Genomic DNA, 26,918 nt, shown 5'->3' with positions numbered 1-26,918 from the left:
TTCCATCTGAACTGTCATTGTTTGGGCTTGGTATTTCTGATATAATGGTTTTTGTAAGGCAAAAGAATAAAGGAGCTTAAAAATGAAAAGAAATAAAAAGGCAAAAAAATGGCAATTATACACAGCGATTGGTGTTGCCAGTGCTATTGTTATCGGTGCTGCGGGGATTTTGATTTTTAGACAACCTTCCCAGTCAGCAGTCAAGGATGAAACCTCCCATATCATTACCGCTAAGGAAGGTTCTGTTGCTTCATCGGTTCTCTTATCAGGTACGGTTACAGCAAAAAATGAACAATACGTTTATTTTGATGCTAGTAAGGGAGATTTAGATGAAATTCTCGTTTCAGTCGGGGACAAGGTCGAAGAAGGGCAAGCGTTGGTCAAATACAGCAGTGCAGATGCTCAAGCTGCCTATGATGCAGCCGATCGTGCAGTTGCAAAGGCAGACCGTCATATTGAGGAGTTAAACAAAGCTCGTGAAAATGCATCAGCTGTACCAGCTTCTCCACAAGTTCCAACAGAAGCAGGACTCCCAGAACAAGCGCAAGCAGCGACTTCTTCCGTATCTTCTATTGATTCTCAAATCAGTGATGCCAAGGATAACCGTGCAGATGCTGTGGCTCAGCTTAACAAGGCTCAAGCACAGCTAGATGCCGCAACTGTCCTCAGTACACTAGAAGGGACTGTAGTTGAAGTTAATCGTAATGTCTCCAAATCGCCAACAGGTAATAGCCAAGTGGTAGTACATGTCGTAAGTAATGAAAACTTGCAGGTCAAAGGGGAGTTGTCTGAATACAACCTTGCTAACCTTTCTGTAGGCCAAGAAGTTACCTTTACTTCGAAGGTTTACCAAGATAAGAGCTGGACAGGAAAAATCAGCTATATTTCTGATTATCCTAAAAACAACGGAGAAGCAGCAAATGCAGCCCTTGGAGGAAATACTGGCTCTAAGTACCCTTATACTGTTGATGTGACCAGCGATATCGGAGAGTTGAAACAAGGCTTCTCTGTCAGTGTGGAAGTTAAGAACAAGAGTAAGGCTATCTTGGTTCCTTTAACAAGTGTCGTTACCGAAAATGACAAAAACTATGTCTGGCTCGTTGACGACCAGAAAAAAGCGAAGAAGGTAGAAGTTACTTTGGGGAATGCGGATGCAGACAACCAAGAAATTACTTCAGGTTTGACAGACGGTGCCAAGGTCATCAGTAATCCAACATCTTCCTTGGAAGAAGGAAAAGAGGTGAAGGCTGATGAAGAAACTAATTAGTCTCAAAAATATCTGTAGAAGTTATCGAAATGGTGACCAAGAACTGCAGGTCCTTAAAAATATCAGTCTAGAAGTTCATGAAGGTGAGTTTGTTGCCATTATGGGACCATCTGGTTCTGGTAAGTCTACGTTGATGAATACCATCGGAATGTTGGATACACCAACTAGTGGAGAGTACTATCTTGAAGGTCAAGAAGTGGCAGGTCTTGGAGAGAAACAATTGGCCAAGGTCCGCAACCAGCAAATCGGCTTTGTCTTTCAGCAGTTCTTTCTCTTGTCCAAGCTTAATGCTCTTCAAAATGTCGAGTTGCCCTTGATTTACGCTGGAGTTTCGGCTTCAAAACGTCGGAAATTGGCTGAGGAATTTCTGGAAAAGGTTGAGCTAACGGAGCGCAGTCATCATTTGCCTTCCGAGTTATCAGGTGGTCAAAAGCAACGTGTAGCGATTGCCCGTGCCTTGGTAAATAATCCCTCTATCATCCTAGCAGACGAGCCCACAGGAGCCTTGGATACCAAGACGGGAAATCAAATCATGCAGCTGTTGGTGGAGTTAAACAAGGAAGGGAAAACCATTATCATGGTCACGCACGAGCCTGAGATTGCGGCCTATGCCAAACGCCAGATTGTTATTCGTGATGGGATCATCTCGTCCGACAGTGCTCAGGTAGAAAAGGAGGAAAACTAAGATGCAGAATCTGAAATTTGCCTTTTCATCCATCATGGCTCACAAGATGCGTTCCTTCCTGACCATGATTGGGATTATCATCGGAGTTTCGTCTGTCGTTGTCATCATGGCTCTGGGAGACTCCATGTCTCGTCAGGTCAATAAAAACATGACCAAATCACAGAAGGATATCCATGTCTTTTTCTCTCCTATCAAAAGCAAGGACGGTTCCTTTACGCAGAAACAATCCGCTTTGACAGTCAGTGGGAAAGAAGAGGATGTTCATGTTGAACCACCAAAACCACTAGAATCCTGGGTCAAGGAAGCTGCCAAACTCAAAGGAGTAGACAGTTACTATGTCACCAACTCGACCAACGTCACCCTATCTTATAAGGATAAGAAGGTTGAACGAGCCACTCTGACAGGCGGAAATAGCACCTACATGAACGCAGTTGAAAATGAAATCGTTGCGGGTAGAAGTCTAAGACCGCAAGACTACAAGGAATTTGCCAGTGTGATTTTGCTGGACGAAGAACTAGCCAAGAGTTTGTTTGATAGTCCAGAAGCTGCGGTTAATCAAGTCATCTCTGTCAATGAATTTAGTTACCGTGTGATTGGCGTTTATACTAGCAATGAAGCTAAAACTGCTAAAGCCTTTGGGATTGGTGGTCTTCCAATTACGACTAATATCTCCCTCGCAGCCAATTTTAATACTGATGAAATCTCGAACATCGTCTTTCGTGTCAATGATACTAGTCTAACGCAGACCTTGGGACCAGAGTTGGCTCGAAAATTGACTGAGATTGCTGGTCTTCAGCAAGGGGAGTACCAAGTTGCGGATGCAACTGCCGCCTTCCAAGAGGTACAACAACTATTTGGTTTTATGACCACCATTATCAGTGCCATCGCAGGAATTTCTCTCTTTGTCGGAGGAACTGGTGTTATGAATATCATGCTGGTTTCGGTGACGGAACGCACGCGTGAGATTGGTCTGCGGAAAGCTCTCGGAGCTACTCGGGCTAATATCTTGGTACAGTTTTTGATTGAATCCATGATCTTAACCTTGCTAGGTGGTGTCATCGGTCTTGGGATTGCTGCTGGAATGACCATGTTAGCTGGAGTACTGCTTCAAAACATGATTGCAGGTATTGAAGTTGGGGTTTCCCTCCCAATCGCTCTCTTTAGCTTGGCTGTGTCAGCCAGTGTTGGGATGATTTTTGGAGTCTTGCCAGCCAATAAAGCGTCTAAGCTCGATCCAATCGAAGCCCTTCGTTATGAATAAGATATAGAACAGAAAAAACAAGATGGACAGTTGTCTGTCTTGTTTTTGTATGGATTTTCCTATCGAAAATCACTAAAAATATGATATAATGAAGTGTTAGAAAAACAGGTTTCATTTGCCTGGAAAGGAAAAATTATGTCTGAAAAGAATTTTTATATTACAACACCGATATACTATCCATCTGGTAAACTTCATATCGGTTCTGCCTACACAACCATCGCTTGTGATGTCCTAGCGCGTTATAAACGTCTCATGGGCTACGATGTCTTTTATTTGACAGGTCTTGACGAGCATGGTCAGAAGATCCAGCAAAAAGCTGAAGAAGCTGGCATCACACCTCAAGCCTATGTTGATGGGATGGCGATTGGCGTCAAAGAACTCTGGAAATTACTTGATATCTCATATGATAAATTTATCCGTACCACTGATGACTACCATGAAAAAGTTGTAGCCCAGGTCTTTGAACGCTTGCTTGCTCAAGATGATATTTACTTGGGTGAATACTCTGGCTGGTATTCAGTTTCAGATGAAGAATTCTTTACAGAAAGTCAGCTTGCGGAAGTTTTCCGTGATGAAGCTGGAAATGTAACGGGCGGTATCGCTCCATCAGGTCACGAAGTGGAGTGGGTTTCAGAAGAGTCTTATTTCCTTCGCCTCAGCAAATACCAAGACCGTTTGGTTGAATTTTTCAAATCGCACCCTGATTTCATCACTCCAGATGGTCGTCTCAACGAAATGTTACGTAATTTCATTGAGCCAGGTTTGGAAGACTTAGCGGTTTCTCGTACAACCTTTACATGGGGAGTACCAGTTCCATCAAATCCAAAACACATTGTCTATGTTTGGATTGACGCTCTCCTTAACTATGCGACAGCTCTTGGTTATGGTCAAGACGATCATACTAACTTTGACAAGTTCTGGAACGGAACAGTCTTCCACATGGTCGGAAAAGATATTCTCCGTTTCCACTCCATCTACTGGCCAATCCTTCTTATGATGTTGGATGTTAAATTGCCAGACCGCTTGATTGCTCACGGTTGGTTTGTCATGAAAGACGGCAAGATGTCTAAGTCTAAAGGGAACGTTGTCTATCCTGAAATGTTGATAGAGCGTTTTGGGCTGGATCCACTTCGTTACTACCTCATGCGTAGTCTTCCAGTTGGTTCAGACGGAACCTTCACTCCTGAGGACTATGTAGGTCGTATCAACTATGAATTGGCAAATGACCTCGGAAACCTCCTTAACCGTACGGTTTCTATGATCAACAAGTATTTCGATGGTCAAATCCCTGCCTATGTAGAGGGTGTAACAGAGTTTGATAATGCTCTTGCTGAGGTTGCAGAACAATCAATCGCAGACTACCATACACACATGGAAGCAGTTGACTACCCACGTGCTTTAGAAGCAGTCTGGACACTTATCTCTCGTACTAACAAATACATCGATGAGACAGCCCCATGGGTCTTGGCTAAGGATGAAGCCCTTCGCGACCAATTGGCAAGTGTCATGAGCCACTTGGCAGCTAGCCTTCGTGTTGTAGCTCACTTGATTGAACCATTTATGATGGAAACCAGTCGTGCAGTCTTGACTCAACTTGGTCTCGCAGAAGTTTCTAGCCTAGAAAACTTGAGCTTGGCTGATTTCCCTGAGGGTGTGACTGTTGTTGCCAAAGGAACACCAATCTTCCCACGCTTGGATATGGAAGAAGAAATCGCCTATATCAAGGAACAAATGGAAGGCAACAAGCCTGCTGTCGAGAAAGAATGGAATCCAGGTGAAGTTGAACTCAAACTCAACAAGGATGAAATCAAGTTTGAAGACTTTGATAAGGTTGAAATCCGTGTCGCAGAAGTCAAAGAAGTTTCTAAAGTGGAAGGTTCTGATAAGTTGCTCCAATTCCGCCTAGATGCTGGTGATGGTCAAGATCGTCAAATCCTCTCAGGAATTGCCAAATACTATCCAAACGAACAAGAATTGGTCGGCAAGAAGGTCCAAATCGTTGCCAACCTCAAACCACGCAAGATGATGAAAAAATATGTCAGCCAAGGGATGATTCTCTCAGCTGAACATGATGGCAAATTAACTCTTCTCACAGTTGATCCAGCTGTACCAAACGGAAGTGTGATTGGATAAAATCTATAGATAAAAACAGTTTTCTATTTTTCGTATAGAAAAACTGTTTTTTTACTAAAATAAATAATATTTTGGAGATTGGGAATGAAGAAAAATGCTATTCTTTATTTAGGAGTTGTTTTACTACTTGCTATTTTTCTTTTGTTTTCTTTATTTATAAATCGTAAAGAAAGTAAACATCAAGAAGTGCAATCAACTACTACTGAAGTCATAAAATCAGATTTTGAGGATATTTCAGGTGATTATATTTCTTCTACAGGTGAGAAAGCTACTGTTGCTAAAAATAATCAAAATTGGAGAATCTCATATAATACAGACGAAGGTAATGTATTTGGAGACTTTTCTACGGATTGGAAGAAAGATGGCAACAATAGGTCTTCTGTTACAGAATTTAATAAATCAGATGGAAATAAGGATTTTAAAATCTCTATTTTAGTTAATAATGTAGATGATTCATCTAACATTTTAACGGTAATTACCTTATCAGACGGAAATAAGAATCATGAAATGGTATTTGCTAGTAGGACTGATTATTTTAAAAATAGTAAGGATAATATTCTTCAAGGAGATTTAAGCGCTTTTGAAGGGACATATTCTAATGACTATTTAGAAAAAGCAATAGCGGAATCAAACTTCACTTTGTATGGGTACAGTCCTGAAGATTATTTTGAAGATAAAACTTCAGTCTTCCCCAAAATATCCAAACAAGAGGGAAATTGGCTGTTTTGGAGTGGTTCTACACATGCTCAATTCAAGCTAGATAAAAGTAAAAAACCGAAGAAAAATAATGGTTATTATGAAGTCTATTTTGTAGGGGATAATAAAAATGCAATTATTGGGCAAGAATTAGTGCTAACATTTATTCCTGCTAATGAAACTGGACCAGATAATGAGAAAATTCAAGAAAATAGAATTCTTTATGGAAAAAGTTATCTTAGACCATATAAAGTGGGTTGGTGGGAAATATACCAAAAAAATACAATTTCAGAAGTAGACTTAGATATTGAAGCGATTGAAAATGGAGATATTTCAACACTTGTTGGAAAATGGAGGAATGGTCGCGGTAAGGAATTGATAATTAATTCTGATGGAACAACTGGGGATGGAAATAGTATTGAAGTAATAAAAGATTCATCTAAGAAGAGCAGTGTTCCATATGTTAGTTTACAAAGTGGTCATACGAGTGCTGCTATTGGATTGTTTAAAATAGGTTTTAAAAATCCAATGGGTGATCAATCAGATAGCTCACGGCCGCGATTAATTATTACTCAATCAGCTGGAAATTATGATGAAGATTTTTATTATTATAGAGTAGAGGCAAGTGTTTCTCATTAGTAGGTGAAATGTTCAGTAATCAGATAGCATTTGGGCTTTTTTTCGAGTTTAATAGTTTTATGAAATACTTATTCTGATGTACCCCTCTCAGCTGAACATGATGGACAATTAACCCTTCTCACAGTTGATCCAGCTGTACCAAACGGAAGTGTGATTGGCTAATAGCAAAAAACCAACGTTAGGCACGTTGGTTTTTCTTGTTATTTATGAGATTTTCTAAGAAGTGGTCCATCTCCTTTTGCGACTTGAGGACAATTACTTTCTCAGGGTAGGTTTCTTGAACCCGTTGATAGCGTTCTTTAGCATTCTTTGTCCGCCCATCCCAGAGAATCCATCTGACAAAGTCCCAGTCAAAGCGTTCAGGACAGCCTGCTGCCATACTTTCTCTGACTTTACCTCGGTATGTGAGATACCGTTTAAAGGCTCGAAAGAGACAAGTCCATGGGGAAAAGTTGAGAAAGATGATTTGGTCAGCTTCCAGCATTCTTTCTTCATAGCAACACCAAGAGTAGTTGCCGTCGATGACCCAAGCTTCGTGCTTTGTGAGAAAGTTTTTCATCTCGGTCAACATCCATTCGCGGTCACTGTCTTGCCAACCAGGTTGAAATTGAAGTGTATCCATATGCAGTTTGGGGATGGAGTAGTAGTTTGACAACTTTTCAGCTAGAGTTGACTTGCCAGCTCCAGAATATCCTATGATTGCGATTTTCATTTTCTACCTTTTCTGATTAGAGGACAAAAAAACAGCCTCTATGGACTGTTTCTTATTTAGCAAGTTTAGCTGAAAGACGAGCTTTATCGCGGCTTGCTTTGTTTTTATGAATCAAACCTTTAGTTTCTGCTTTGTCGATAGCTGAGCTAGCAGCACGGAAAAGTTCTTCAGAAGGGTTTGCTTCGAAAGCTTTGATAGCAGTACGCATAGCTGATTTTTGAGCTGAGTTTTTTTCGTTTTGTTTAACGTTCAATTCAGCGCGTTTGATAGCTGATTTAATGTTTGCCAATGTTCTTACCTCCATATTTACTAACTATACCATTATATATGAAAACTTAGGTTTTGACAAGGGGAAATTATTTTTTTAGGTAAATTTCATCGATTTCATGGTTTTTAGTCTTGTGGAGAATGACCTCGGCGCGATTCCTTGTTGGTTCGATATAGTTTTGTAGATTTGTGAGATTAATGCTGGTCCAAACCTGGTGAGCAAAGGCTTCAACTTCTCCAATTGGCATTTGAGTAAAACGGTGGTAGTAGCTGTTGGAATCATTTTGGGCAAAGCTGAGCAGCTTTAAGAAACGATCCAGATACCAGCTTTCAATGTCCTCGACAGCAGCATCCACATAGATGGAGAAATCAAAGAAATCAGTAATGTAAAGGCGCTCATTTTGAGGGTTTTGAAAGACATTGATGCCTTCGACAATGACAAAATCAGCAGCTTTGACACGTTGTTTCTCTCCAGGAACGATGTCATACACTTCATGAGAATAGACAGGAATATCGACATCTTGCCCATTCTTTAGGCGGTCAAGAAAATTCAGCAAGGTTTCCATATCATAACTTTCAGGAAAACCTTTGCGATTTAAGATATCTTGGTCCATCAAGGTTTGATTGGGATAGAGAAAACCGTCAGTTGTCACCAATTCTACAGTAGCATCCGGGAGAGTACGTGATAAAAGAATCTGAAGTAAGCGACTAGTAGTTGATTTTCCCACAGCAACACTACCAGAAACCCCAATGATAAAAGGCTGAGATTTACTTTCGCGTTGGAGAAAAATTCCTTTTGAAAAGGCCAAATCATCCTTGGTGCGCTTGTAAATATGGATAAGATGAACTAGGGGAAGATAGACATCTGTTACGTCCTGTAGACTAATCTGGTCATTGAAACTCTTGATGGATTCTAACTCTTCCTCTGTCAAGGGAGGGGTTGTTTTGCGATGCAATGATTGCCAAGTCTGGCGACTGATTTTTTCAAAATGTAAAAATTCGTTGGTCATTTGTTTTCCCCTAGATATTTTGTTTATCATACCATAAAAAGCTAAAAAGATAAAGCGGTTTCTTGATGGTAGTAAGTCAATATCGTATAATAGAGGTAGATGGAGGTTGAATAATTTAATAATGAGATAGGGAATGGTTTCTGAAGACTTATCAGTTATTGAAAGTGGGCTTTTTGGTTCACAACTTATAGGAGGTGTGTCATGAAAATCTTAAAACGTTATATATTGGAACTCTGTTTTATTTTAAGTTTTGCCTTACCTTTTATAAAAGGAGTCAATGCGGATAATGGTAGACGCTTTGTGGAAATCTATTACGGTTTTACTTTTTTGATGGAACATGCTATTGTAACAGTTGTCTTTATCTGTTCGCTCTTGATTGCTTGGCTAGTAAAAAAGCAGTGGACGAAATGGCTTGCTGCTGGTAGTTATCTATTTTTGATTTTGTGGATTGCTACAGAAGGATATCTATTCCGTATGTCACTAGAAGATTTGATACGACTTTGGACAAGTTTGGAAATCTTGACACAAACTTATCAGTTGGGTTTTTATCTAAACATCATATTGGGAATCTTGTTGATAATAAAGTATTTTAAGGTTAAGAAATAGTAATAAAAATGCGCTTGATTACAGGCGATCTGTTTTTCCTGACTATGATAATTTGTAGTTCCCGATAGATTGTAATGTATTTCTAATAATTGAAAGAGATTGAAGAAAAGGTTTTTTGACTAGGATTCTTCAGTCTTTTTCATTTGATCATCACTTTGTAAACGATTTACAATTCAAGCTAAATTATGGTAAAATAGTTTTATGAGTAAAATGTATTATGCAGAAAATCCTGATGCTGCACACGACATTCATGAGTTGAGAGTGGAGTTGTTGGGAAAAAACATGACCTTTTTGACGGATGCGGGTGTTTTTAGCAAGAAAATGGTTGACTTTGGGAGTCAGCTCTTGCTCAAGTGTCTAGAGGTAAATGAAGGAGAGACGGTCCTTGATGTAGGTTGTGGTTATGGGCCATTGGGTTTGTCGTTAGCCAAGGCTTATGGAGCTCAGGTAACCATGGTCGATATCAATAATCGCGCTCTAGACTTAGCGCGTCAAAATGCTGAGCGTAATAAAGTAGAAGCAACGATTTTCCAATCCAATATCTATGAACATGTTGAAGGAAAGTTTGACCATGTTATTTCCAATCCGCCGATTCGAGCGGGCAAGCAAGTTGTTCATGAGATTATCGAAAAGAGCAGAGATTTCTTGAAAGACGGAGGAGATTTAACCATCGTCATTCAGAAAAAACAAGGAGCTCCAAGTGCTAGAAATAAGATGGAAGACGTTTTTGGAAATTGTGAAATCGTAAAGAAAGATAAGGGATACTATATCCTTAGAAGTGTGAAAGAATGAGAGCAGTTGATTTAATCCAAAAGAAACGAGATGGTCAAGAACTGACTTCAAATGAAATCAAATGGCTGGTAGAAGGCTATGTGGCTGGAACTGTTCCAGACTATCAGATGTCTGCTTTTGCTATGGCTGTTTATTTTAAAGGAATGACCACACGTGAGATTTCTGACCTGACGATGAATATGGTCAAGACAGGTCAGGAGTTTGATTTGTCAGCTATTGAGGGGGTTAAGGTTGACAAGCATTCGACTGGTGGTGTAGGTGATAAGGTGACCTTGATTTTGGCTCCCCTTGTTGCAAGTTTCGGAGTGCCCGTTGCTAAAATGAGTGGTCGTGGTCTTGGCCATACTGGTGGGACGATTGATAAATTGGAGTCCATTAAGGGCTATCAAGTCGAACGAAGTCAAGAAGATTTCATTCGTCAGGTACAGGACATTGGTGTATCTGTCATTGGGCAGTCAGATCAGCTGGTTAAAGCAGACAAACTTCTCTATGCCCTCCGAGATGTGACAGCAACTGTAGACACGATTCCTTTGATTGCGAGTTCGGTGATGAGCAAGAAAATTGCTGCAGGAGCGGATGCCATTTTGCTAGACGTAACGGTCGGTGAGGGTGCCTTCATGAAGACGGTTGATGAGGCGCGCGAATTGGCTCAAACCATGGTGGATCTTGGTAAGGCAGTTGGTCGAAAGACGGTAGCAGTCATTACCGATATGAGCCAACCCTTGGGAAGAGCCATTGGCAATCGTCTCGAAATCCTTGAGGCAATCGAGATTCTCCAAGGAAATGGCCGAGAAGATATTAGTCACTTTATCTGCGAGCTAGCTCAGATTATGCTTGGCTTGGCTGATGTTGAAAAAACGATTGAGGAAATCCGTCAACACCTGGAAAATGGCCAAGCACTGGCTAAGTTTGAAGAAATGGTAGCAGCACAAGGCGGTGATTTAGAAGATCTCTATCGCCCCGTCAAAGTTGCCCATGTGGTGGAAATTCCAGCTCAAGATACGGGTGTTATTTCAGCTCTTCCTGCAATGGAATTTGGCCTCTATGCCATGAGACTAGGAGCTGGTCGTGCAGTCAAGTCTGATGACTTGGACTATGAAACAGGGATTGTTTTTGAGAAGAAGGTTGGAGACTCCGTTCAAAAAGGGGAAATTGTTGCAAAAGTTTATACAAATGGAAAAATTTCTTCTGAACTAGTTACAGAATTTCAAAAATATGTTAAAATAAATGATGGAGTGCAAAGTTTACGAGAAATTATAGAAATTATCTCATAAAACCAGGGAGAATCCGAATATGAAGTTAAATAAATATATTGATCATACGCTTTTAAAGCAAGATGCAAGTCAAGAACAAATTGATCGTTTGCTATCTGAAGCGCGTGAGTATGACTTTGCCTGCGTTTGTGTCAATCCCACATGGGTGAAACATGCGAAAACAGGGCTCGAAGGCTCAGATGTAAAAGTTTGTACAGTAGTAGGTTTTCCTTTGGGAGCAGCAACTTCAGCTGTGAAAGCTTTTGAAACAAAAGAAGCTGTCCAAAACGGTGCGGATGAGATTGATATGGTTATCAATGTTGGTGCCCTCAAATCAGGCAATCTGGATTTGGTTGAATCGGACATCCGTGCTGTCGTAGAAGCAAGTGGTGACAAGTTGGTTAAGGTCATTATTGAAGCTTGCTTGTTGACAGACGATGAAAAGGTTGTGGCTTGCCAATTATCCCAGAAAGCAGGCGCTGACTTTGTCAAAACATCAACTGGATTTTCAACTGGTGGTGCCACTATTGAGGATGTTCAGTTGATGCGTGAAACAGTCGGGCCAGATATGGGAGTTAAGGCAGCTGGTGGAGCTCGTTCATATGCAGATGCTGTCGCTTTTGTGGAAGCAGGCGCTACCCGTATCGGAACATCTGCTGGTGTAGCGATTTTAAAAGGAGAATTGGCAGATGGCGACTACTGAGTTAATTGAACTAGCAATTGAAACCAGCAAACAAGCCTATGTCCCCTATTCTCATTTTCCCATAGGTGCTGTTTTAGTAGCCAAGGATGGTAGTGTTTATACGGGTGTGAACATCGAGAATGCTAGTTATCCCTTGACTAATTGTGGAGAACGTACTGCTATTTTTAAAGCAGTTTCGGAGGGGCAACGGGAGTTTTCAGAATTGATTGTCTACGGACAAACTGAAAAACCCATCTCGCCATGTGGTGCTTGCCGCCAGGTCATGGTTGAATTTTTTGAACAAGATCTAAAAGTGACTTTAGTCGCTAAAGATAAATCGACGGTCGAGATGACGGTCGGGGAGTTACTTCCATACTCATTTACAGACTTAAACTAGTCTGAGTCACTCTCTGAGTGATGCGGTCCTTGTGGCCAACCAATCCATACTTGCAACATCGTTGCACATCTTATTTAGGAGGTTCAGTAATGAACAAGAAACAATGGCTAGGCCTTGGTCTAGTTGCAGTAGCAGCAGTTGGACTTGCTGCATGTGGTAACCGCTCTTCTCGTAACGCAGCTTCATCTTCATCAGAAATGAAGACCAAAGCAGCAATCGTAACAGATACTGGTGGTGTTGATGATAAATCATTTAACCAATCAGCTTGGGAAGGTTTGCAAGACTGGGGTAAAGAACACAATCTTTCTAAAGATAAAGGTTACACTTACTTCCAATCAACAAGCGAAGCAGACTATGCTAACAACTTGCAACAAGCGGCTGGAAGTTACAACCTGATCTTCGGTGTTGGTTTTGCCCTTCACAATGCAGTTGAGGAAGCAGCAAAAGACCACTCTGACCTAAACTATGTCTTGATTGATGATGTGATTGAAGGTCAAAAGAATGTTGCGAGCGTAAGATTTGCGGATAACGAAGCAGCTTACCTTGCTGGTGTTGCAGCAGCGAAAACTACGAAAACAAAACAAGTTGGTTTTGTAGGTGGTATCGAATCTGAAGTTATTTCACGTTTTGCAGCTGGATTCAAAGCTGGTGTTGAGTCAGTCGACCCATCTATCAAAGTCCAAGTTGACTACGCTGGTTCATTTGGTGATGCTGCCAAAGGTAAAACAATTGCAGCAGCTCAATATGCTGCCGGTGCAGACGTTGTCTACCAAGCAGCTGGTGGTACAGGTGCTGGTGTCTTTGCTGAAGCAAAATCATTGAACGAAAACAAAAATGAAAACGAAAAAGTTTGGGTTATCGGTGTAGACCGTGACCAAGCAGCAGAAGGTAAATACACTTCTAAAGATGGTAAAGAATCTAACTTTGTTCTTGTATCTACATTGAAACAAGTTGGTACAACTGTAAAAGATATTGCCAACAAAACAGAAAAAGGTGAATTCCCTGGTGGACAAGTGATTGTTTACTCATTGAAAGATAAAGGGGTTGAGCTAGCAGTAACAAACCTTTCAGAAGAAGGTAAAAAAGCTGTTGAAGATGCAAAAGCTAAAATCCTTGACGGAAGCGTAAAAGTTCCTGAAAAATAATGGATAAAAGTCATTTCTTAGGAAGCGGCCATTGGTCGCTTCTTTAAGAATTGAGGCAACTTTTGTCTCAATAGAGCTTGTTAATGTGATTAGCAGGTTTTATTGAAATAAAATAAACCTCTGAAAGGAAGAGCATATGGCACACGAAAATGTCATTGAGATGCGGGATATTACCAAGGTGTTTGGTGAATTTGTAGCAAACGACAAAATCAACTTGCAACTGCGAAAAGGTGAAATCCATGCACTTTTAGGAGAAAATGGAGCGGGTAAATCCACTCTGATGAATATGCTGGCAGGACTTCTTGAACCAACGAGTGGTGAAATTGTGGTGAATGGTCAGGTTGTAAAACTAGACTCACCATCTAAAGCCGCTGGTCTTGGAATTGGGATGGTTCACCAACATTTCATGTTGGTTGAGGCTTTTACAGTAGCTGAGAATATCATTTTAGGAAGTGAAGTCACTAAAAATGGTGTTCTAGATATAGCTGGTGCTACTAAAGAAATCAAGGCTCTTTCTGAACGTTATGGTTTGGCAGTAGATCCTGCTGCTAAGGTGGCGGATATTTCCGTTGGTGCCCAACAACGTGTAGAAATCTTGAAAACACTCTATCGTGGTGCTGATATCCTTATCTTTGACGAACCTACAGCCGTATTGACTCCTTCAGAGATTGATGAGTTGATGGCAATCATGAAAAACCTTGTCAAAGAAGGGAAGTCTATCATTTTGATTACCCATAAACTGGATGAGATTCGTGCGGTATCGAATCGAGTGACGGTTATCCGTCGTGGGAAATCAATCCAGACAGTCGAAATTGCAGGCGCAACAAATGCGGACTTGGCAGAAATGATGGTTGGACGCTCAGTCTCCTTTAAAACGGAAAAACAAGCACCGCAACCCAAAGAAGTGGTCTTGTCTATCAAAGACTTGGTTGTCAATGAAAACCGCGGTGTACCAGCAGTAAAAAATCTCTCCTTGGATGTTCGTGCTGGTGAAATTGTCGGTATTGCAGGTATTGATGGCAATGGTCAATCTGAACTCATTCAAGCCATTACTGGTCTTCGTAAGGTTGAGTCAGGTAGCGTTGAATTAAAAGGCAAATCAATCGTGGGGATGCATCCTCGACAAATTACAGAACTAAGCGTGGGGCACGTTCCTGAAGATCGTCACCGTGATGGCTTGATTTTGGAGATGATGATTTCAGAAAATATCGCTCTTCAAACCTACTACAAAGAACCACTCAGCAAAAATGGCATCTTGAACTATGCCAATATCACTTCACATGCCAAGAAATTGATGGAAGAATTTGACGTCCGTGCGGCAAGCGAATTTGTTCCAGCGGCAGCTCTTTCAGGAGGAAATCAACAAAAAGCGATTATCGCTCGTGAGATTGATCGAGATCCTGATCTCCTTATCGTCAGCCAGCCAACTCGTGGTTTGGATGTCGGTGCCATTGAATATATCCACAAACGTTTGATTGAAGAACGTGATAACGGGAAGGCTGTCCTTGTTGTCAGCTTTGAATTGGATGAGATTTTAAATGTCTCAGACCGAATTGCTGTTATTCACGATGGTAAGATTCAAGGTATTGTATCGCCAGAAACAACTAACAAACAAGAACTTGGTGTCTTGATGGCAGGTGGAAACTTGGGAAAGGAGAAGAGTGATGTCTAAAAAATTACAACAAATTTCGGTTCCCTTGATTTCCGTATTCTTAGGAATCTTGCTCGGAGCCATTGTCATGTGGATCTTCGGATATGATGCTATCTGGGGTTATGAGGAGTTGTTCTATACAGCTTTTGGTAGCCTCCGTGGAATTGGAGAAATTTTCCGTGCCATGGGTCCTCTTGTCTTGATAGGTCTTGGTTTCGCTGTTGCCAGTCGAGCAGGTTTCTTTAACGTCGGACTTCCTGGTCAGGCACTTGCAGGCTGGATTCTCAGTGGTTGGTTTGCCTTGTCAAATCCAGATATGCCTCGTCTCGTTTTGATTCCATTGACAGTGATCATTGCTTTGATCGCAGGTGGAATTGTTGGTGCGATTCCAGGTATCCTCAGAGCTTATCTCGGTACGTCAGAGGTTATCGTGACCATCATGATGAACTACATTGTATTGTATGTGGGAAATGCCTTTATTCATGCCTTTCCGAAAGATATTATGCAAAGTACAGACTCAACGATTCGTGTTAGTGCCAATGCTACTTACCAGACACCATGGTTATCAGAGTTGACTGGAAATTCTCGTATGAATATTGGAATCTTCTTTGCCATCATTGCTGTAGCTGTGATTTGGTTCTTGCTCAAGAAAACGACTCTCGGTTTTGAAATTCGCGCAGTTGGTCTCAATCCCCATGCTTCAGAGTACGCTGGTATTTCAGCAAAACGTACAATCATTCTATCAATGATTATCTCTGGTGCTTTGGCTGGTCTTGGTGGAGCGGTAGAAGGTCTTGGAACTTTCCAAAACGTTTACGTTCAAGGTTCGTCATTGGCTATCGGATTTAACGGGATGGCAGTTAGTTTGCTTGCTGGAAATTCACCAATTGGAATTCTCTTTGCGGCCTTCTTATTTGGAGTTTTGCAAGTAGGAGCACCGGGTATGAACGCAGCGCAAGTTCCGTCTGAGCTTGTCAGCATTGTAACAGCGTCTATTATCTTCTTTGTCAGCGTTCACTACATTATTGAACGCTTTGTCAAACCTAAAAAACAAGTTAAAGGAGGTAAGTAAGGATGTCTATTACAACATTACTCACCCTCTTGGTCTCTTCTATGCTGATTTACTCAGCACCACTTATTTTTACGAGTATCGGGGGAGTTTTCTCTGAACGTGGTGGTGTCGTTAACGTAGGTCTTGAAGGAATTATGGTTATGGGAGCCTTTTCTGGGGTTGTCTTTAACCTTGAGTTTGCAGAACAACTTGGAGCAGCGACTCCTTGGATTTCCTTGTTAGTTGCTGGTATCGTGGGAGCTATTTTCTCCCTCATCCATGCAGTCGCTACAGTTCATTTCCGTGCGGACCATGTTGTCAGTGGTACAGTATTGAACTTGATGGCTCCTGCCCTAGCGGTTTTCTTGGTTAAAGTTCTTTATAACAAAGGACAAACGGATAACTTAAGCCAGACTTTTGGACGTTTTGATTTCCCAGTTTTGGCTGATATCCCTGTGATTGGAGATATCTTCTTCAAGTCAACAAGTTTGCTAGGTTATATCGCGATTGCCTTCTCTTTCCTTGCATGGTTTATTCTCTTTAAGACCCGTTTTGGTCTTCGACTTCGCTCTGTTGGTGAACACCCTCAGGCAGCGGATACCTTGGGGATCAATGTCTACAAGATGCGATATCTTGGGGTTATTATTTCAGGTTTCCTAGGGGGAATTGGGGGAGCGATTTATGCTCAATCCATTTCAGTTAACTTCTCAGTGACAACTATTGTCGGTCCTGGATTTATCGCCCTTGCTGCAATGATCTTTGGTAAATGGAACCCAATTGGTGCTATGCTTTCTAGTCTTTTCTTTGGACTTTCACAAAGTTTGGCAGTTATCGGTTCTCAATTACCTTTCCTACAAGGAGTGCCAGCGGTTTACCTTCAAATCGCCCCTTATGTCTTGACCATTCTTGTCTTGGCAGCCTTCTTTGGAAAAGCAGTTGCGCCTAAGGCAGATGGTATCAACTACATCAAGTCAAAATAAGCATACAAAAAAACGCCAGTTTCAAACTGGCGTTTTATTTTTTAGGATTTTGATGTGTCAAGTTTAGTCCCCAAGGGACGAGATTTTCAGTTTTATTTTTGATACGTGTGATATTATCTTTGTGACGAATGATAATCAAGCTAGCAAGTGCTAGGATAATCAAAATGAAGAGAGGGTCATAGCTGTTCAGGATAAATCCAAATAGTGGAAATAGGAGAACTCCAATAACGGCTGCAATAGAAGCAGTAACGCTAGACAGTGAAATCATACTACCTAGATAGAGGCTTCCAAAGAATACGATTGCTAGATAGAGACAGAAAACAGGCGCAAATCCGAAAATCACTCCAGCACTGGTTGCGACAGCCTTGCCCCCTTTAAACCCTGCAAAGATAGGAAAGGTATGTCCAATCACGGCTAAAAGTCCAAAGACAAGTGGTGATACACCTTGTTGGTGGAAAAAAATAGGAAGTAGAGTGGCCAAGGTCCCTTTAAAGAAGTCAATCACAAAGGTTGCCATCCCTGCTTTCTTACCCAAAATACGGAAAGTATTGGTCGTTCCGGTGTTTCCAGAACCGTGTTCACGCAGATTTGTTTGAAAGAAAACTTGTCCAATCCAGAGACCAGACGGAATCGAACCAAGCAAATAAGCTAGAATTAATAATACAAATGTCATCATAGACCTATTATACCATGAAATGCTGTGGAAAGTCAGAGAATATCCTGTGAAATTGTGACAGCTGAATGGGAAAAGTTTTGCAAAATCCCTAGAAAACCTGTAAAATAGAAAAGATGAACAAATAGGAGGTTCCTTGTGTCAAAAAAGGAAATCAATATTAATAACTACAATGATGACGCCATTCAGGTGCTAGAAGGGTTGGATGCGGTTCGTAAACGTCCGGGGATGTATATTGGATCGACTGACGGTGTTGGTCTCCATCACCTAGTCTGGGAAATTGTGGATAATGCAGTCGATGAAGCCTTATCTGGATTTGGTGACCGCATTGATGTGACCATCAATAAAGACGGCAGTCTAACCGTTCAAGACCACGGACGTGGGATGCCAACGGGAATGCACGCCATGGGAATTCCAACTGTTGAAGTTATCTTTACCATTCTCCACGCTGGAGGGAAATTCGGTCAAGGTGGCTATAAGACATCTGGAGGTCTTCACGGAGTCGGTTCTTCGGTTGTTAATGCACTCTCAAGTTGGTTGGAAGTTGAAATTATCCGTGACGGTACAGTCTACAAGCAACGTTTTGAAAATGGCGGGAAACCCGTCACAACCTTGAAGAAAATTGGTACAGCACCCAAGTCTAAGACCGGTACCAAAGTCACTTTCATGCCTGATGCGACGATTTTCTCTACGACTGACTTCAAGTACAATACCATTTCAGAACGACTCAATGAGTCAGCCTTTCTCTTAAAAAATGTCACCTTGTCTTTGACAGATAAGCGAACAGATGAAGAAATCGAGTTCCATTATGAGAACGGGGTTCAGGACTTTGTTTCTTACCTCAATGAAGACAAGGAAACCTTGACGCCAGTCCTATACTTTGAAGGGGAAGACAATGGTTTCCAAGTGGAAGTAGCTCTCCAGTACAATGATGGATTTTCAGATAACATTCTATCTTTTGTCAATAACGTTCGCACCAAGGATGGGGGGACGCACGAGACAGGACTCAAGTCAGCCATTACTAAGGTCATGAATGACTACGCGCGTAAGACAGGACTTCTCAAGGAAAAAGATAAAAATCTTGAAGGGTCAGACTACCGCGAGGGACTAGCAGCCGTTCTTTCTATTCTGGTGCCTGAAGAACACCTCCAGTTTGAGGGTCAGACCAAGGACAAACTTGGAAGCCCACTAGCTCGTCCAGTTGTGGATGGGATTGTGGCTGATAAGTTGACCTTCTTCCTTATGGAAAATGGGGAACTGGCTTCCAATCTCATTCGCAAAGCTATCAAGGCTCGTGATGCGCGCGAGGCGGCACGTAAAGCGCGTGATGAGAGCCGAAATGGTAAGAAAAACAAGAAAGACAAGGGCTTGTTGTCTGGAAAATTGACTCCAGCCCAGTCTAAAAACCCTGCAAAGAATGAACTCTACCTAGTCGAGGGGGACTCTGCCGGTGGTTCTGCCAAGCAAGGTCGTGACCGTAAGTTCCAGGCTATCTTGCCCCTTCGAGGTAAGGTCATTAATACAGCCAAGGCCAAGATGGCGGATATCCTTAAAAATGAGGAAATCAACACCATGATTTATACCATCGGAGCGGGTGTCGGAGCAGACTTCTCTATTGAAGATGCCAACTATGACAAGATTATTATCATGACCGATGCGGATACAGATGGTGCCCATATTCAGACTCTTCTCTTAACATTCTTCTACCGTTATATGCGTCCGCTAGTTGAGACAGGACATGTCTATATCGCCCTTCCGCCTCTTTACAAGATGTCCAAAGGTAAAGGCAAGAAAGAAGAAGTAGCTTATGCTTGGACGGACGGTGAACTAGAAGAACTTCGCAAGCAGTTCGGCAAAGGAGCCACTCTCCAACGCTACAAGGGACTTGGTGAGATGAACGCGGACCAACTCTGGGAAACAACCATGAATCCAGAAACCCGCACTCTTATCCGTGTCACGATTGAAGACCTAGCACGCGCTGAACGCCGTGTTAATGTCCTCATGGGAGATAAGGTCGAGCCACGCCGTAAGTGGATTGAGGATAATGTTAAGTTTACGCTAGAAGAAGCGACTGTGTTTTAAGGAGTGTGAATAATGAATAGTTCAGGACATTCGATTTTTGGAAGTTACTTGGGTTTAATTTTCTTAGTTTCTTTACCCTCAGCTATTCTTGCATTCTACATCAATAGTCGAAAAAAAAGTTTCCAAGGTTTATATGCACCGATTGTATTTACTTTGTTTATGATCTTGATGCTTTTATTCAATATGGATTCGTCAGAATCCGGTTCTTTAGTGGCATCCTTTGTCATGATTTTATTTGGTTTTCCTTTGATAGCAGGAGCTTTAGTCTACACACTTATTCGATTGTGTTATGTCTATCCGGAGAAACGGTGGAAGGCTTTTTTGATTTTCCTATCCTATATTTTAGGTCCCCTATCTGTGGGTATTCTGGGATGGTATGTGGTAAATTTAGTTCAGATTCATCTGTTGACATTCTTGGTAATGATTTTGATGATTCTAGTTTCCTATCTTCCTCCTCTCTATCTCCATTACACCAAACGAAATCAGTAAGCAAAGGGGGAGTGAATAGTGAACAGTTATTTAATAATGATATTTTTCTTTCTCGAAATCATTGTTATTGCTGGGATAATTCTTGATGCAATCTCCAATAAAGAGAAAATAGAATATTCAAGCTCCTTAAGTTCCCTAGTATTTATGGCTTGTAATATAGGAATGTTTGTAGTGTTCAATCCGTCTTTAGACGAACCATACTTAGGAGCATTTGTACGGGTGTTTTCCATCTACGCTCATGCGCCTCTGTGCTTAACGTATGCGATTACTAGTCTTTATAAGAGTATCAAGCACGTCAAGTATTTCCCTAGTAAGTTTGCCCGGATCCTAATATGTAACGTTGCACTTATATTTCTACTCTCAATTGTAAATATTTTAGTATTATTTAGAGGGATTAAAGAAATCTATATATTTATTTTCTTGCAAGGCCTTTTTTCAGGAATTCAATTCCTACTTTGGATGCTTGAAAGAACAAGAGTTCGAAAACTACAACAACAAAAGAAAGAAGATGCTCCTTTTACTAATCATGTTTCAGATGAGGGTGACATAGATGAGAACTAACCAGGAAATACTTGAAATGATTTTTGGAATAGTTAAACCTTAAAAGTTGACGCTGATAAGAACTCAAGTATCTCCTCCTCAATAATCTGACGGAAAATATCATTCAGGTCTGTTTCTTTAGAGGACGCTTTATACTATTTGAAGGATATTATTTTTACCATACAGGAAAGTCGCATCGTTCAAGTAAAAATGATTATCATATTTGTTATGTAAATAATATATAGAACTAAAGGGGGGTCAGTAATGTTTAGGGAATTTACGTTATCTACTTTGATTAGGGAATTTATGTATTTTATTCCCGTTATAACCATAGTAATTTTTGCAATTATAAGTGATTTAATATCTAACTTGGGGAAAAAAGAAAACGCTCGTGCAGTGTCCCTATTTATGTTGAACATCTTCACTATTGGCTTTTGCCTATTAGATAAAGGTTACCCATACTTTGGACAAAGGTTTATCTTTTATTATGTAGGTTGCTTCACACCTTTGATGATCGCATATTCATTATATACCCTCTATAGGAGTATAAAACATTATATGCATTTTAGGAGAACATTTGCTATAATACTTCTGATCAATGCCACCTTCATCTTTCTCCTTTCATTGGTAAATATATTTGTTGTATGGGAAATCATAAAAAATTACCAAAGAAGTAACATAATATCTATTTGTTATATTTTAATTGTTTTGGGGATTTGTTCAACTATCCAATTCATTGTAGGGGAACTTGAGAAGAAAAGAATACGAGGCATCCAAAAACAAGAGGAGCAAGACGGCTATGAAAAATGACTCTATAAAAGATATATGCAGACAACATAGAAGATGATTCAGTATGCTAAGGAGAGGTTGAACTAGTATGTTAGATCATGTATTTGCTACATTTTTTATGGGATTCCCAGGAGTACAAATTTTAGTATTGGTGTCCTCTATATTTCTAGCTATCAAAAGAAATAAGTTACATAAAAGGGTGTATGGATTATTTTTCCCGATTATTATAACGATGTGTAATATTTGGCTTATTTCAATAAATCGTACAGAGCTTTTTGATGATGCTTTAAGATTTTCTTTCTTTCTAATTTCTTTTTGTTTACCTATGCTTATTTCTTCCACACTCTATCACTCAATACGCTTATATTATTTATACAAATCAATCAAGTGGAGAGTCTCCCTATAAGTTTCTGTTATTTATTCGGTTTAATTTTTCATTATCTTAATACAATGCATTGGGAGGAGCTATTTCGAGGGCAAAAGTTTATGTTTAATATCTTGCTGATATCAACTGCTATAGTTTCTTATTTACCTTGTCAATATTTGTACACACTTCAAAGAAGAAAGAATAATCCATAGGAAATAGTTGCCTTTGCTTAATCTAAATAAGTGTTTGTGAATGACTTAAATAGTATCTAAAAATATTTTTCTTAATACCAATTTTAATGTAAAAACCACTCTACATTCTTTGAAAGGAGTTGAACACGCCCTAAATGCTGTGTGAAAAAGATAAATTCTCTTGTGAGCATCGCTCACTGCAATAATTTCCTATTTTCACTTTGCATTTTACGGGCTTAGTATCCTATGTCTAACATTCAAAACATGTCCCTTGAGGACATCATGGGAGAGCGCTTTGGTCGCTACTCCAAGTACATTATTCAAGACCGGGCTTTGCCAGACATTCGTGATGGATTGAAGCCGGTTCAGCGTCGTATTCTTTATTCTATGAATAAGGATGGCAATACCTTTGACAAGAGCTACCGCAAGTCGGCCAAGTCTGTCGGGAACATCATGGGAAATTTTCACCCACACGGGGATTCTTCTATCTATGATGCCATGGTTCGTATGTCTCAGGACTGGAAAAATCGTGAGATTCTAGTTGAAATGCACGGTAATAACGGTTCTATGGACGGAGATCCACCGGCGGCAATGCGTTATACCGAGGCGCGTTTGTCTGAAATTGCTGGGTACCTTCTTCAGGATATCGAGAAAAAGACAGTTCCTTTTGCTTGGAACTTTGACGATACCGAGAAAGAACCGACGGTTTTGCCAGCAGCCTTTCCAAACCTCTTGGTCAATGGTTCGACTGGGATTTCGGCTGGTTATGCCACAGATATTCCACCGCATAATTTGGCTGAGGTCATTGATGCGACGGTTTACATGATTGATCACCCAACAGCCAAGGTGGACAAGCTCATGGAATTCTTGCCTGGACCAGACTTCCCTACAGGAGCTATCATCCAAGGGCGTGATGAAATCAAGAAGGCCTATGAAACTGGGAAAGGGCGCGTGGTTGTTCGCTCTAAGACGGAGATTGAAAAGCTAAAAGGTGGTAAGGAGCAAATCGTTATCACTGAGATTCCTTATGAAATCAATAAGGCCAATCTGGTCAAGAAAATTGATGATGTTCGTGTCAATAACAAAGTAGCGGGGATTGCCGAAGTTCGTGATGAGTCTGACCGTGACGGTCTTCGCATTGCTATCGAACTCAAGAAAGACGCTAATACCGAGCTTGTTCTCAACTATCTTTTCAAATACACCGACTTACAAATCAATTACAACTTTAACATGGTAGCGATTGATAATTTCACTCCTCGTCAAGTTGGAATTGTCCCAATCCTGTCTAGCTATATCGCCCACCGTCGTGAAGTGATTTTGGCACGTTCCCGCTTTGACAAGGAAAAGGCTGAGAAACGTCTGCATATCGTTGAAGGTTTGATTCGCGTGATTTCGATTTTGGACGAAGTCATTGCCCTTATCCGTGCTTCTGAAAACAAGGCTGACGCTAAGGAAAACCTCAAGATCAGCTATGAGTTTACTGAGGAGCAGGCTGAAGCCATCGTGACCTTACAACTTTACCGTTTGACCAATACAGACGTGGTTGTCTTGCAGGAAGAAGAAGCAGAATTGCGTGAAAAGATTGCCATGCTTGCGGCTATCATCGGTGATGAACGGACTATGTACAATCTCATGAAAAAAGAGCTTCGTGAGGTTAAGAAGAAATTTGCGACTCCACGTTTGAGTACTTTGGAAGATACTGCGAAAGCAATCGAGATTGATACAGCTAGTTTGATTGCCGAGGAAGATACCTATGTCAGCGTAACTAAGGCAGGCTATATCAAGCGTACCAGCCCACGTTCCTTTGCAGCTTCTACGCTAGAGGAAATCGGCAAACGTGATGATGATCGTCTGATCTTTGTGCAAACTGCCAAGACAACCCAGCACCTCTTGATGTTTACAACTCTTGGGAATGTCATTTATCGACCAATCCATGAATTGGCAGACATTCGCTGGAAGGACATCGGAGAGCACTTGAGCCAAACGATTACAAACTTTGAAACTAACGAAGAAATCCTTTATGCAGAAGTAGTGGATCAGTTTGATGATGCGACAACCTACTTTGCAGCAACTCGCCTTGGTCAAATCAAACGCGTAGAACGCAAAGAATTCTCTCCATGGCGGACCTACAAGTCGAAGTCTGTCAAGTATGCTAAGCTCAAAGACGAGACAGACCAAATTGTAGCAGTGGCTCCGATTAAACTAGATGATGTTCTTTTGATTAGTCAAAACGGCTATGCCCTTCGTTTCAATATCGAAGAGGTTCCGGTTGTTGGTGCCAAGGCTGCAGGTGTCAAGGCTATGAACCTGAAAGCAGATGATTCGCTTCAGGCTGCCTTTATCTGTAACACCTCATCCTTCTATCTCTTGACCCAACGTGGAAGCTTGAAACGCGTTTCCATTGAGGAAATTCCAGCGACCAGCCGTGCCAAACGAGGACTTCAAGTCTTGCGTGAGTTAAAAAACAAACCGCATCGTGTCTTCTTGGCTGGAGCAGTTGCAGAGCAAGGTTTCGTTGGTGATCTTTTTAGTACAGAAGTAGAAGAAAACGACCAAACGTTACTTGTTCAATCTAACAAGGGGACGATCTATGAGAGTCGATTGCAAGACCTCAACTTGTCAGAACGTACTAGCAATGGAAGCTTTATTTCAGACACGATTTCAGATGAAGAAGTTTTCGATGCTTACCTCAAAGAAGTCTTTAAAGAGGATAAAGCGAGTTCGTAAAAAGAATCAGTCCAGAGGGCTGATTTCTTTTGTGTTGAAAAAATTTTCAGAAAATTACAAATAATACTTGAAATTTTACTAGAAAAGTGTAGAATAGAACACATAGTTTGAATAGTATAAAGGAGAAAAACATGACAGTTGCAATTGATTGGGAAAACCTTGGATTTGCTTATATGAAATTACCTTACCGTTATATCGCTCACTACAAAAATGGTCAATGGGATCAAGGAGAATTGACAGAGGATGCAACCTTGCATATTTCAGAGTCTTCTCCAAGTCTCCACTATGGACAGCAAGCATTTGAGGGATTGAAAGCCTATCGTACCAAGGACGGCAGTGTTCAATTGTTCCGTCCTGACGAAAATGCCAAGCGTTTGCAACGTACTTGCGACCGTCTTTTGATGCCACAAGTTCCGACAGAAATGTTTGTAGAAGCTTGTAAAGCAGTTGTGCGTGCAAATGAAGAATACGTCCCACCATATGGAACAGGTGGAACCCTTTATCTTCGTCCGCTGTTGATTGGTGTTGGGGATATTATTGGGGTAAAACCAGCAGAAGAATATATTTTTACCATCTTTGCTATGCCGGTTGGTAACTATTTTAAAGGTGGTTTGGTCCCAACTAACTTCTTGATTCAGGATGAATACGACCGTGCCGCTCCAAATGGTACAGGTGCTGCTAAGGTAGGTGGGAACTATGCTGCTAGTCTCCTTCCAGGTAAAATGGCCAAGTCACACCAATTTTCAGATGTTATCTACCTAGACCCATCTACACATACAAAAATTGAAGAAGTCGGATCAGCCAACTTCTTTGGAATCACGGCAGACAATGAATTTGTTACGCCATTGAGTCCATCTATCTTGCCATCTATTACCAAGTATTCTTTGCTTTACTTGGCAGAACACCGCTTGGGCTTGACACCGATTGAAGGCGATGTCCCAATCGATAATTTGGATCGTTTTGTAGAGGCGGGTGCCTGCGGGACAGCAGCGGGTATTTCGCCAATTGGAGGCATCCAACATGGCGATGATTTCCATGTTTTCTATAGTGAAACAGAAGTAGGTCCTGTGACACGTAAACTCTATGATGAATTGACTGGTATCCAATTTGGTGATGTAGATGCACCTGAAGGATGGATTGTCAAAGTGGACTAAAAGACATGAAGTAAAGAAGAACTCCATAGCAGTTGTAAGGACTGAAATGGAGTTTTTTCTTGCTAGTTTGAGCATTTTCTTGTACAATAGAAAAAGTGAAAAGAGGTACAGTATGAGTAAAAAAGATAAGAAAATTGAAATTCAATTAACGGATGCAAAAGTGACTGTTGGAAAAGACAGCTATGAAGGATACGTTTTGACGATCGGGAAAAAGGTTATTGGGGAAATTGCCGAATTAGATAGCCAATTTGCCATCATAAAGAATGGAAATGTCGATAGTTTTTATAAAAAACTTGAAAAAGCTGTGGAAATTTTGATTGAAAACTATAATTTGACAAAATAATACTTGTTTTATTGAAAATTTCATGATATAATAGTTCTCGTTAAACATTGGAGAGATAGCGAAGAGGCTAAACGCGGCGGACTGTAAATCCGCTCCTTCGGGTTCGGGGGTTCGAATCCCTCTCTCTCCATTCATCAATGGGGTATAGCCAAGCGGTAAGGCAAGGGACTTTGACTCCCTCATGCGTTGGTTCGAATCCAGCTACCCCAGTTCTTAGGTAATAAATTCAAGATAAAAAGAAAAATATCTTAGGGTATTTTATTTTTATAATTGAAAGACGTGAACGATATGAACATGTCTTTGCGGGTGCTTAGGAAAAAAATTATAAGTATGTCA

At 40.9% G+C, this 26,918-nt stretch carries 23 protein-coding genes and 2 tRNA genes; 21 read left to right on the top strand and 4 right to left on the bottom strand.

The genetic code is table 11. The features are described 5' to 3' along the window. Positions 1-82: 82 nt before the first annotated feature. The 5 genes from HMPREF2991_RS10010 to HMPREF2991_RS09990 all read left to right on the top strand — a co-directional run bounded on the left by HMPREF2991_RS10010 (position 83) and on the right by HMPREF2991_RS09990 (position 6,681). A complete protein-coding gene (locus HMPREF2991_RS10010) occupies positions 83-1,267 on the top strand; it encodes an efflux RND transporter periplasmic adaptor subunit (protein ID WP_070567573.1) in 1,185 nt (394 codons plus the stop codon). Further along, a complete protein-coding gene (locus HMPREF2991_RS10005; RefSeq protein ID WP_070567571.1) occupies positions 1,251-1,952 on the top strand; it encodes an ABC transporter ATP-binding protein in 702 nt (233 codons plus the stop codon). The genes HMPREF2991_RS10010 and HMPREF2991_RS10005 overlap by 17 nt, the downstream gene beginning before the upstream one ends. Before the next feature lies 1 nt (position 1,953). After that, positions 1,954-3,213 carry an ABC transporter permease gene (locus HMPREF2991_RS10000; RefSeq protein ID WP_007519837.1) on the top strand — a complete coding sequence of 420 codons (1,260 nt, stop codon included), beginning with the start codon at positions 1,954-1,956 and terminating at the stop codon, positions 3,211-3,213. Between the two features lie 135 nt (positions 3,214-3,348). Further along, entirely contained in the window at positions 3,349-5,346 is a 1,998-nt protein-coding gene (metG, locus tag HMPREF2991_RS09995) for a methionine--tRNA ligase (protein ID WP_070567570.1), read from the top strand. Between the two features lie 84 nt (positions 5,347-5,430). After that, entirely contained in the window at positions 5,431-6,681 is a 1,251-nt protein-coding gene (locus HMPREF2991_RS09990; protein WP_070567568.1) for a DUF6287 domain-containing protein, read from the top strand. A 178-nt stretch (positions 6,682-6,859) separates the two neighbouring features. Here the strand turns inward: HMPREF2991_RS09990 and HMPREF2991_RS09985 are convergent, their stop codons facing one another. The 3 genes from HMPREF2991_RS09985 to coaA form a co-directional block, all read right to left on the bottom strand. After that, positions 6,860-7,393 carry a DNA topology modulation protein gene (locus tag HMPREF2991_RS09985; RefSeq protein WP_070567566.1) on the bottom strand — a complete coding sequence of 178 codons (534 nt, stop codon included), beginning with the start codon at positions 7,391-7,393 and terminating at the stop codon, positions 6,860-6,862. A gap of 52 nt (positions 7,394-7,445) precedes the next feature. Continuing rightward, a complete protein-coding gene (gene rpsT / locus HMPREF2991_RS09980) occupies positions 7,446-7,682 on the bottom strand; it encodes a 30S ribosomal protein S20 (protein ID WP_001274000.1) in 237 nt (78 codons plus the stop codon). A 67-nt stretch (positions 7,683-7,749) separates the two neighbouring features. Then, positions 7,750-8,670 carry a type I pantothenate kinase gene (coaA, locus tag HMPREF2991_RS09975; protein WP_061420797.1) on the bottom strand — a complete coding sequence of 307 codons (921 nt, stop codon included), beginning with the start codon at positions 8,668-8,670 and terminating at the stop codon, positions 7,750-7,752. 201 nt (positions 8,671-8,871) lie between these two features. On the opposite strand from coaA, the gene HMPREF2991_RS09970 reads away from it, so the two are divergent. The 9 genes from HMPREF2991_RS09970 to HMPREF2991_RS09930 all read left to right on the top strand — a co-directional run bounded on the left by HMPREF2991_RS09970 (position 8,872) and on the right by HMPREF2991_RS09930 (position 17,227). Next, complete coding sequence (locus HMPREF2991_RS09970; protein WP_070567564.1) at positions 8,872-9,276, top strand: hypothetical protein; 405 nt, start codon at positions 8,872-8,874, stop codon at positions 9,274-9,276. Between the two features lie 201 nt (positions 9,277-9,477). Next, on the top strand, positions 9,478-10,068 hold the full coding sequence (locus HMPREF2991_RS09965) for a class I SAM-dependent methyltransferase (RefSeq protein ID WP_080978836.1): 591 nt from the start codon (positions 9,478-9,480) through the stop codon (positions 10,066-10,068). Beyond that, the gene (locus HMPREF2991_RS09960) at positions 10,065-11,342 is read left to right on the top strand and encodes a pyrimidine-nucleoside phosphorylase (RefSeq protein WP_001202940.1); all 1,278 of its coding nucleotides are present in this window, start codon (positions 10,065-10,067) and stop codon (positions 11,340-11,342) included. Before HMPREF2991_RS09965 ends, HMPREF2991_RS09960 begins: the two co-directional genes overlap by 4 nt. Positions 11,343-11,361: 19 nt before the next feature. Further along, a complete protein-coding gene (gene deoC, locus HMPREF2991_RS09955) occupies positions 11,362-12,024 on the top strand; it encodes a deoxyribose-phosphate aldolase (RefSeq protein ID WP_000773693.1) in 663 nt (220 codons plus the stop codon). Then, on the top strand, positions 12,011-12,400 hold the full coding sequence (locus HMPREF2991_RS09950) for a cytidine deaminase (protein WP_000246113.1): 390 nt from the start codon (positions 12,011-12,013) through the stop codon (positions 12,398-12,400). The genes deoC and HMPREF2991_RS09950 overlap by 14 nt, the downstream gene beginning before the upstream one ends. Before the next feature lie 89 nt (positions 12,401-12,489). After that, positions 12,490-13,545, top strand: a complete 1,056-nt coding sequence (locus tag HMPREF2991_RS09945) for a BMP family lipoprotein (RefSeq protein WP_001036150.1) — start codon at positions 12,490-12,492, stop codon at positions 13,543-13,545. 136 nt (positions 13,546-13,681) lie between these two features. Next, positions 13,682-15,217: an ABC transporter ATP-binding protein gene (locus HMPREF2991_RS09940; protein WP_000929838.1), complete on the top strand. Its 1,536-nt coding sequence runs from the start codon at positions 13,682-13,684 to the stop codon at positions 15,215-15,217. Further along, on the top strand, positions 15,210-16,268 hold the full coding sequence (locus HMPREF2991_RS09935; protein WP_000038681.1) for an ABC transporter permease: 1,059 nt from the start codon (positions 15,210-15,212) through the stop codon (positions 16,266-16,268). Before HMPREF2991_RS09940 ends, HMPREF2991_RS09935 begins: the two co-directional genes overlap by 8 nt. Before the next feature lie 2 nt (positions 16,269-16,270). Next, positions 16,271-17,227: an ABC transporter permease gene (locus HMPREF2991_RS09930; RefSeq protein ID WP_000029131.1), complete on the top strand. Its 957-nt coding sequence runs from the start codon at positions 16,271-16,273 to the stop codon at positions 17,225-17,227. Positions 17,228-17,261: 34 nt separating this feature from the next. Here the strand turns inward: HMPREF2991_RS09930 and plsY are convergent, their stop codons facing one another. After that, positions 17,262-17,903, bottom strand: a complete 642-nt coding sequence (plsY, locus tag HMPREF2991_RS09925) for a glycerol-3-phosphate 1-O-acyltransferase PlsY (protein WP_008277663.1) — start codon at positions 17,901-17,903, stop codon at positions 17,262-17,264. A 135-nt stretch (positions 17,904-18,038) separates the two neighbouring features. Here plsY and parE point away from each other — a divergent pair, with 135 nt between their 5' ends. The 7 genes from parE to HMPREF2991_RS09880 all read left to right on the top strand — a co-directional run bounded on the left by parE (position 18,039) and on the right by HMPREF2991_RS09880 (position 26,792). Then, entirely contained in the window at positions 18,039-19,982 is a 1,944-nt protein-coding gene (gene parE, locus HMPREF2991_RS09920; protein WP_070567562.1) for a DNA topoisomerase IV subunit B, read from the top strand. A gap of 507 nt (positions 19,983-20,489) precedes the next feature. After that, positions 20,490-21,032 (top strand): hypothetical protein, encoded by a 543-nt coding sequence (locus HMPREF2991_RS09910; protein ID WP_255778878.1) that lies wholly within the window; start codon positions 20,490-20,492, stop codon positions 21,030-21,032. A 1,572-nt stretch (positions 21,033-22,604) separates the two neighbouring features. Beyond that, complete coding sequence (gene parC, locus HMPREF2991_RS09900) at positions 22,605-25,085, top strand: DNA topoisomerase IV subunit A (protein WP_083303862.1); 2,481 nt, start codon at positions 22,605-22,607, stop codon at positions 25,083-25,085. Positions 25,086-25,201: 116 nt separating this feature from the next. Next, complete coding sequence (locus HMPREF2991_RS09895; RefSeq protein ID WP_306806719.1) at positions 25,202-26,239, top strand: branched-chain amino acid aminotransferase; 1,038 nt, start codon at positions 25,202-25,204, stop codon at positions 26,237-26,239. Between the two features lie 112 nt (positions 26,240-26,351). Beyond that, the gene (locus HMPREF2991_RS09890) at positions 26,352-26,582 is read left to right on the top strand and encodes a DUF2969 domain-containing protein (RefSeq protein WP_000037107.1); all 231 of its coding nucleotides are present in this window, start codon (positions 26,352-26,354) and stop codon (positions 26,580-26,582) included. Between the two features lie 49 nt (positions 26,583-26,631). Further along, a tRNA-Tyr gene (locus tag HMPREF2991_RS09885) sits at positions 26,632-26,712 on the top strand. 8 nt (positions 26,713-26,720) lie between these two features. After that, a tRNA-Gln gene (locus HMPREF2991_RS09880) sits at positions 26,721-26,792 on the top strand. The last annotated feature ends 126 nt before the right edge of the window (positions 26,793-26,918 follow it).

Origin of the sequence: Streptococcus sp. HMSC072D07, assembly GCF_001814835.1 — a bacterium.
Taxonomy (GTDB): Bacteria; Bacillota; Bacilli; order Lactobacillales; family Streptococcaceae; genus Streptococcus.
This window is presented reverse-complemented; position numbering and strand designations above follow the sequence as displayed.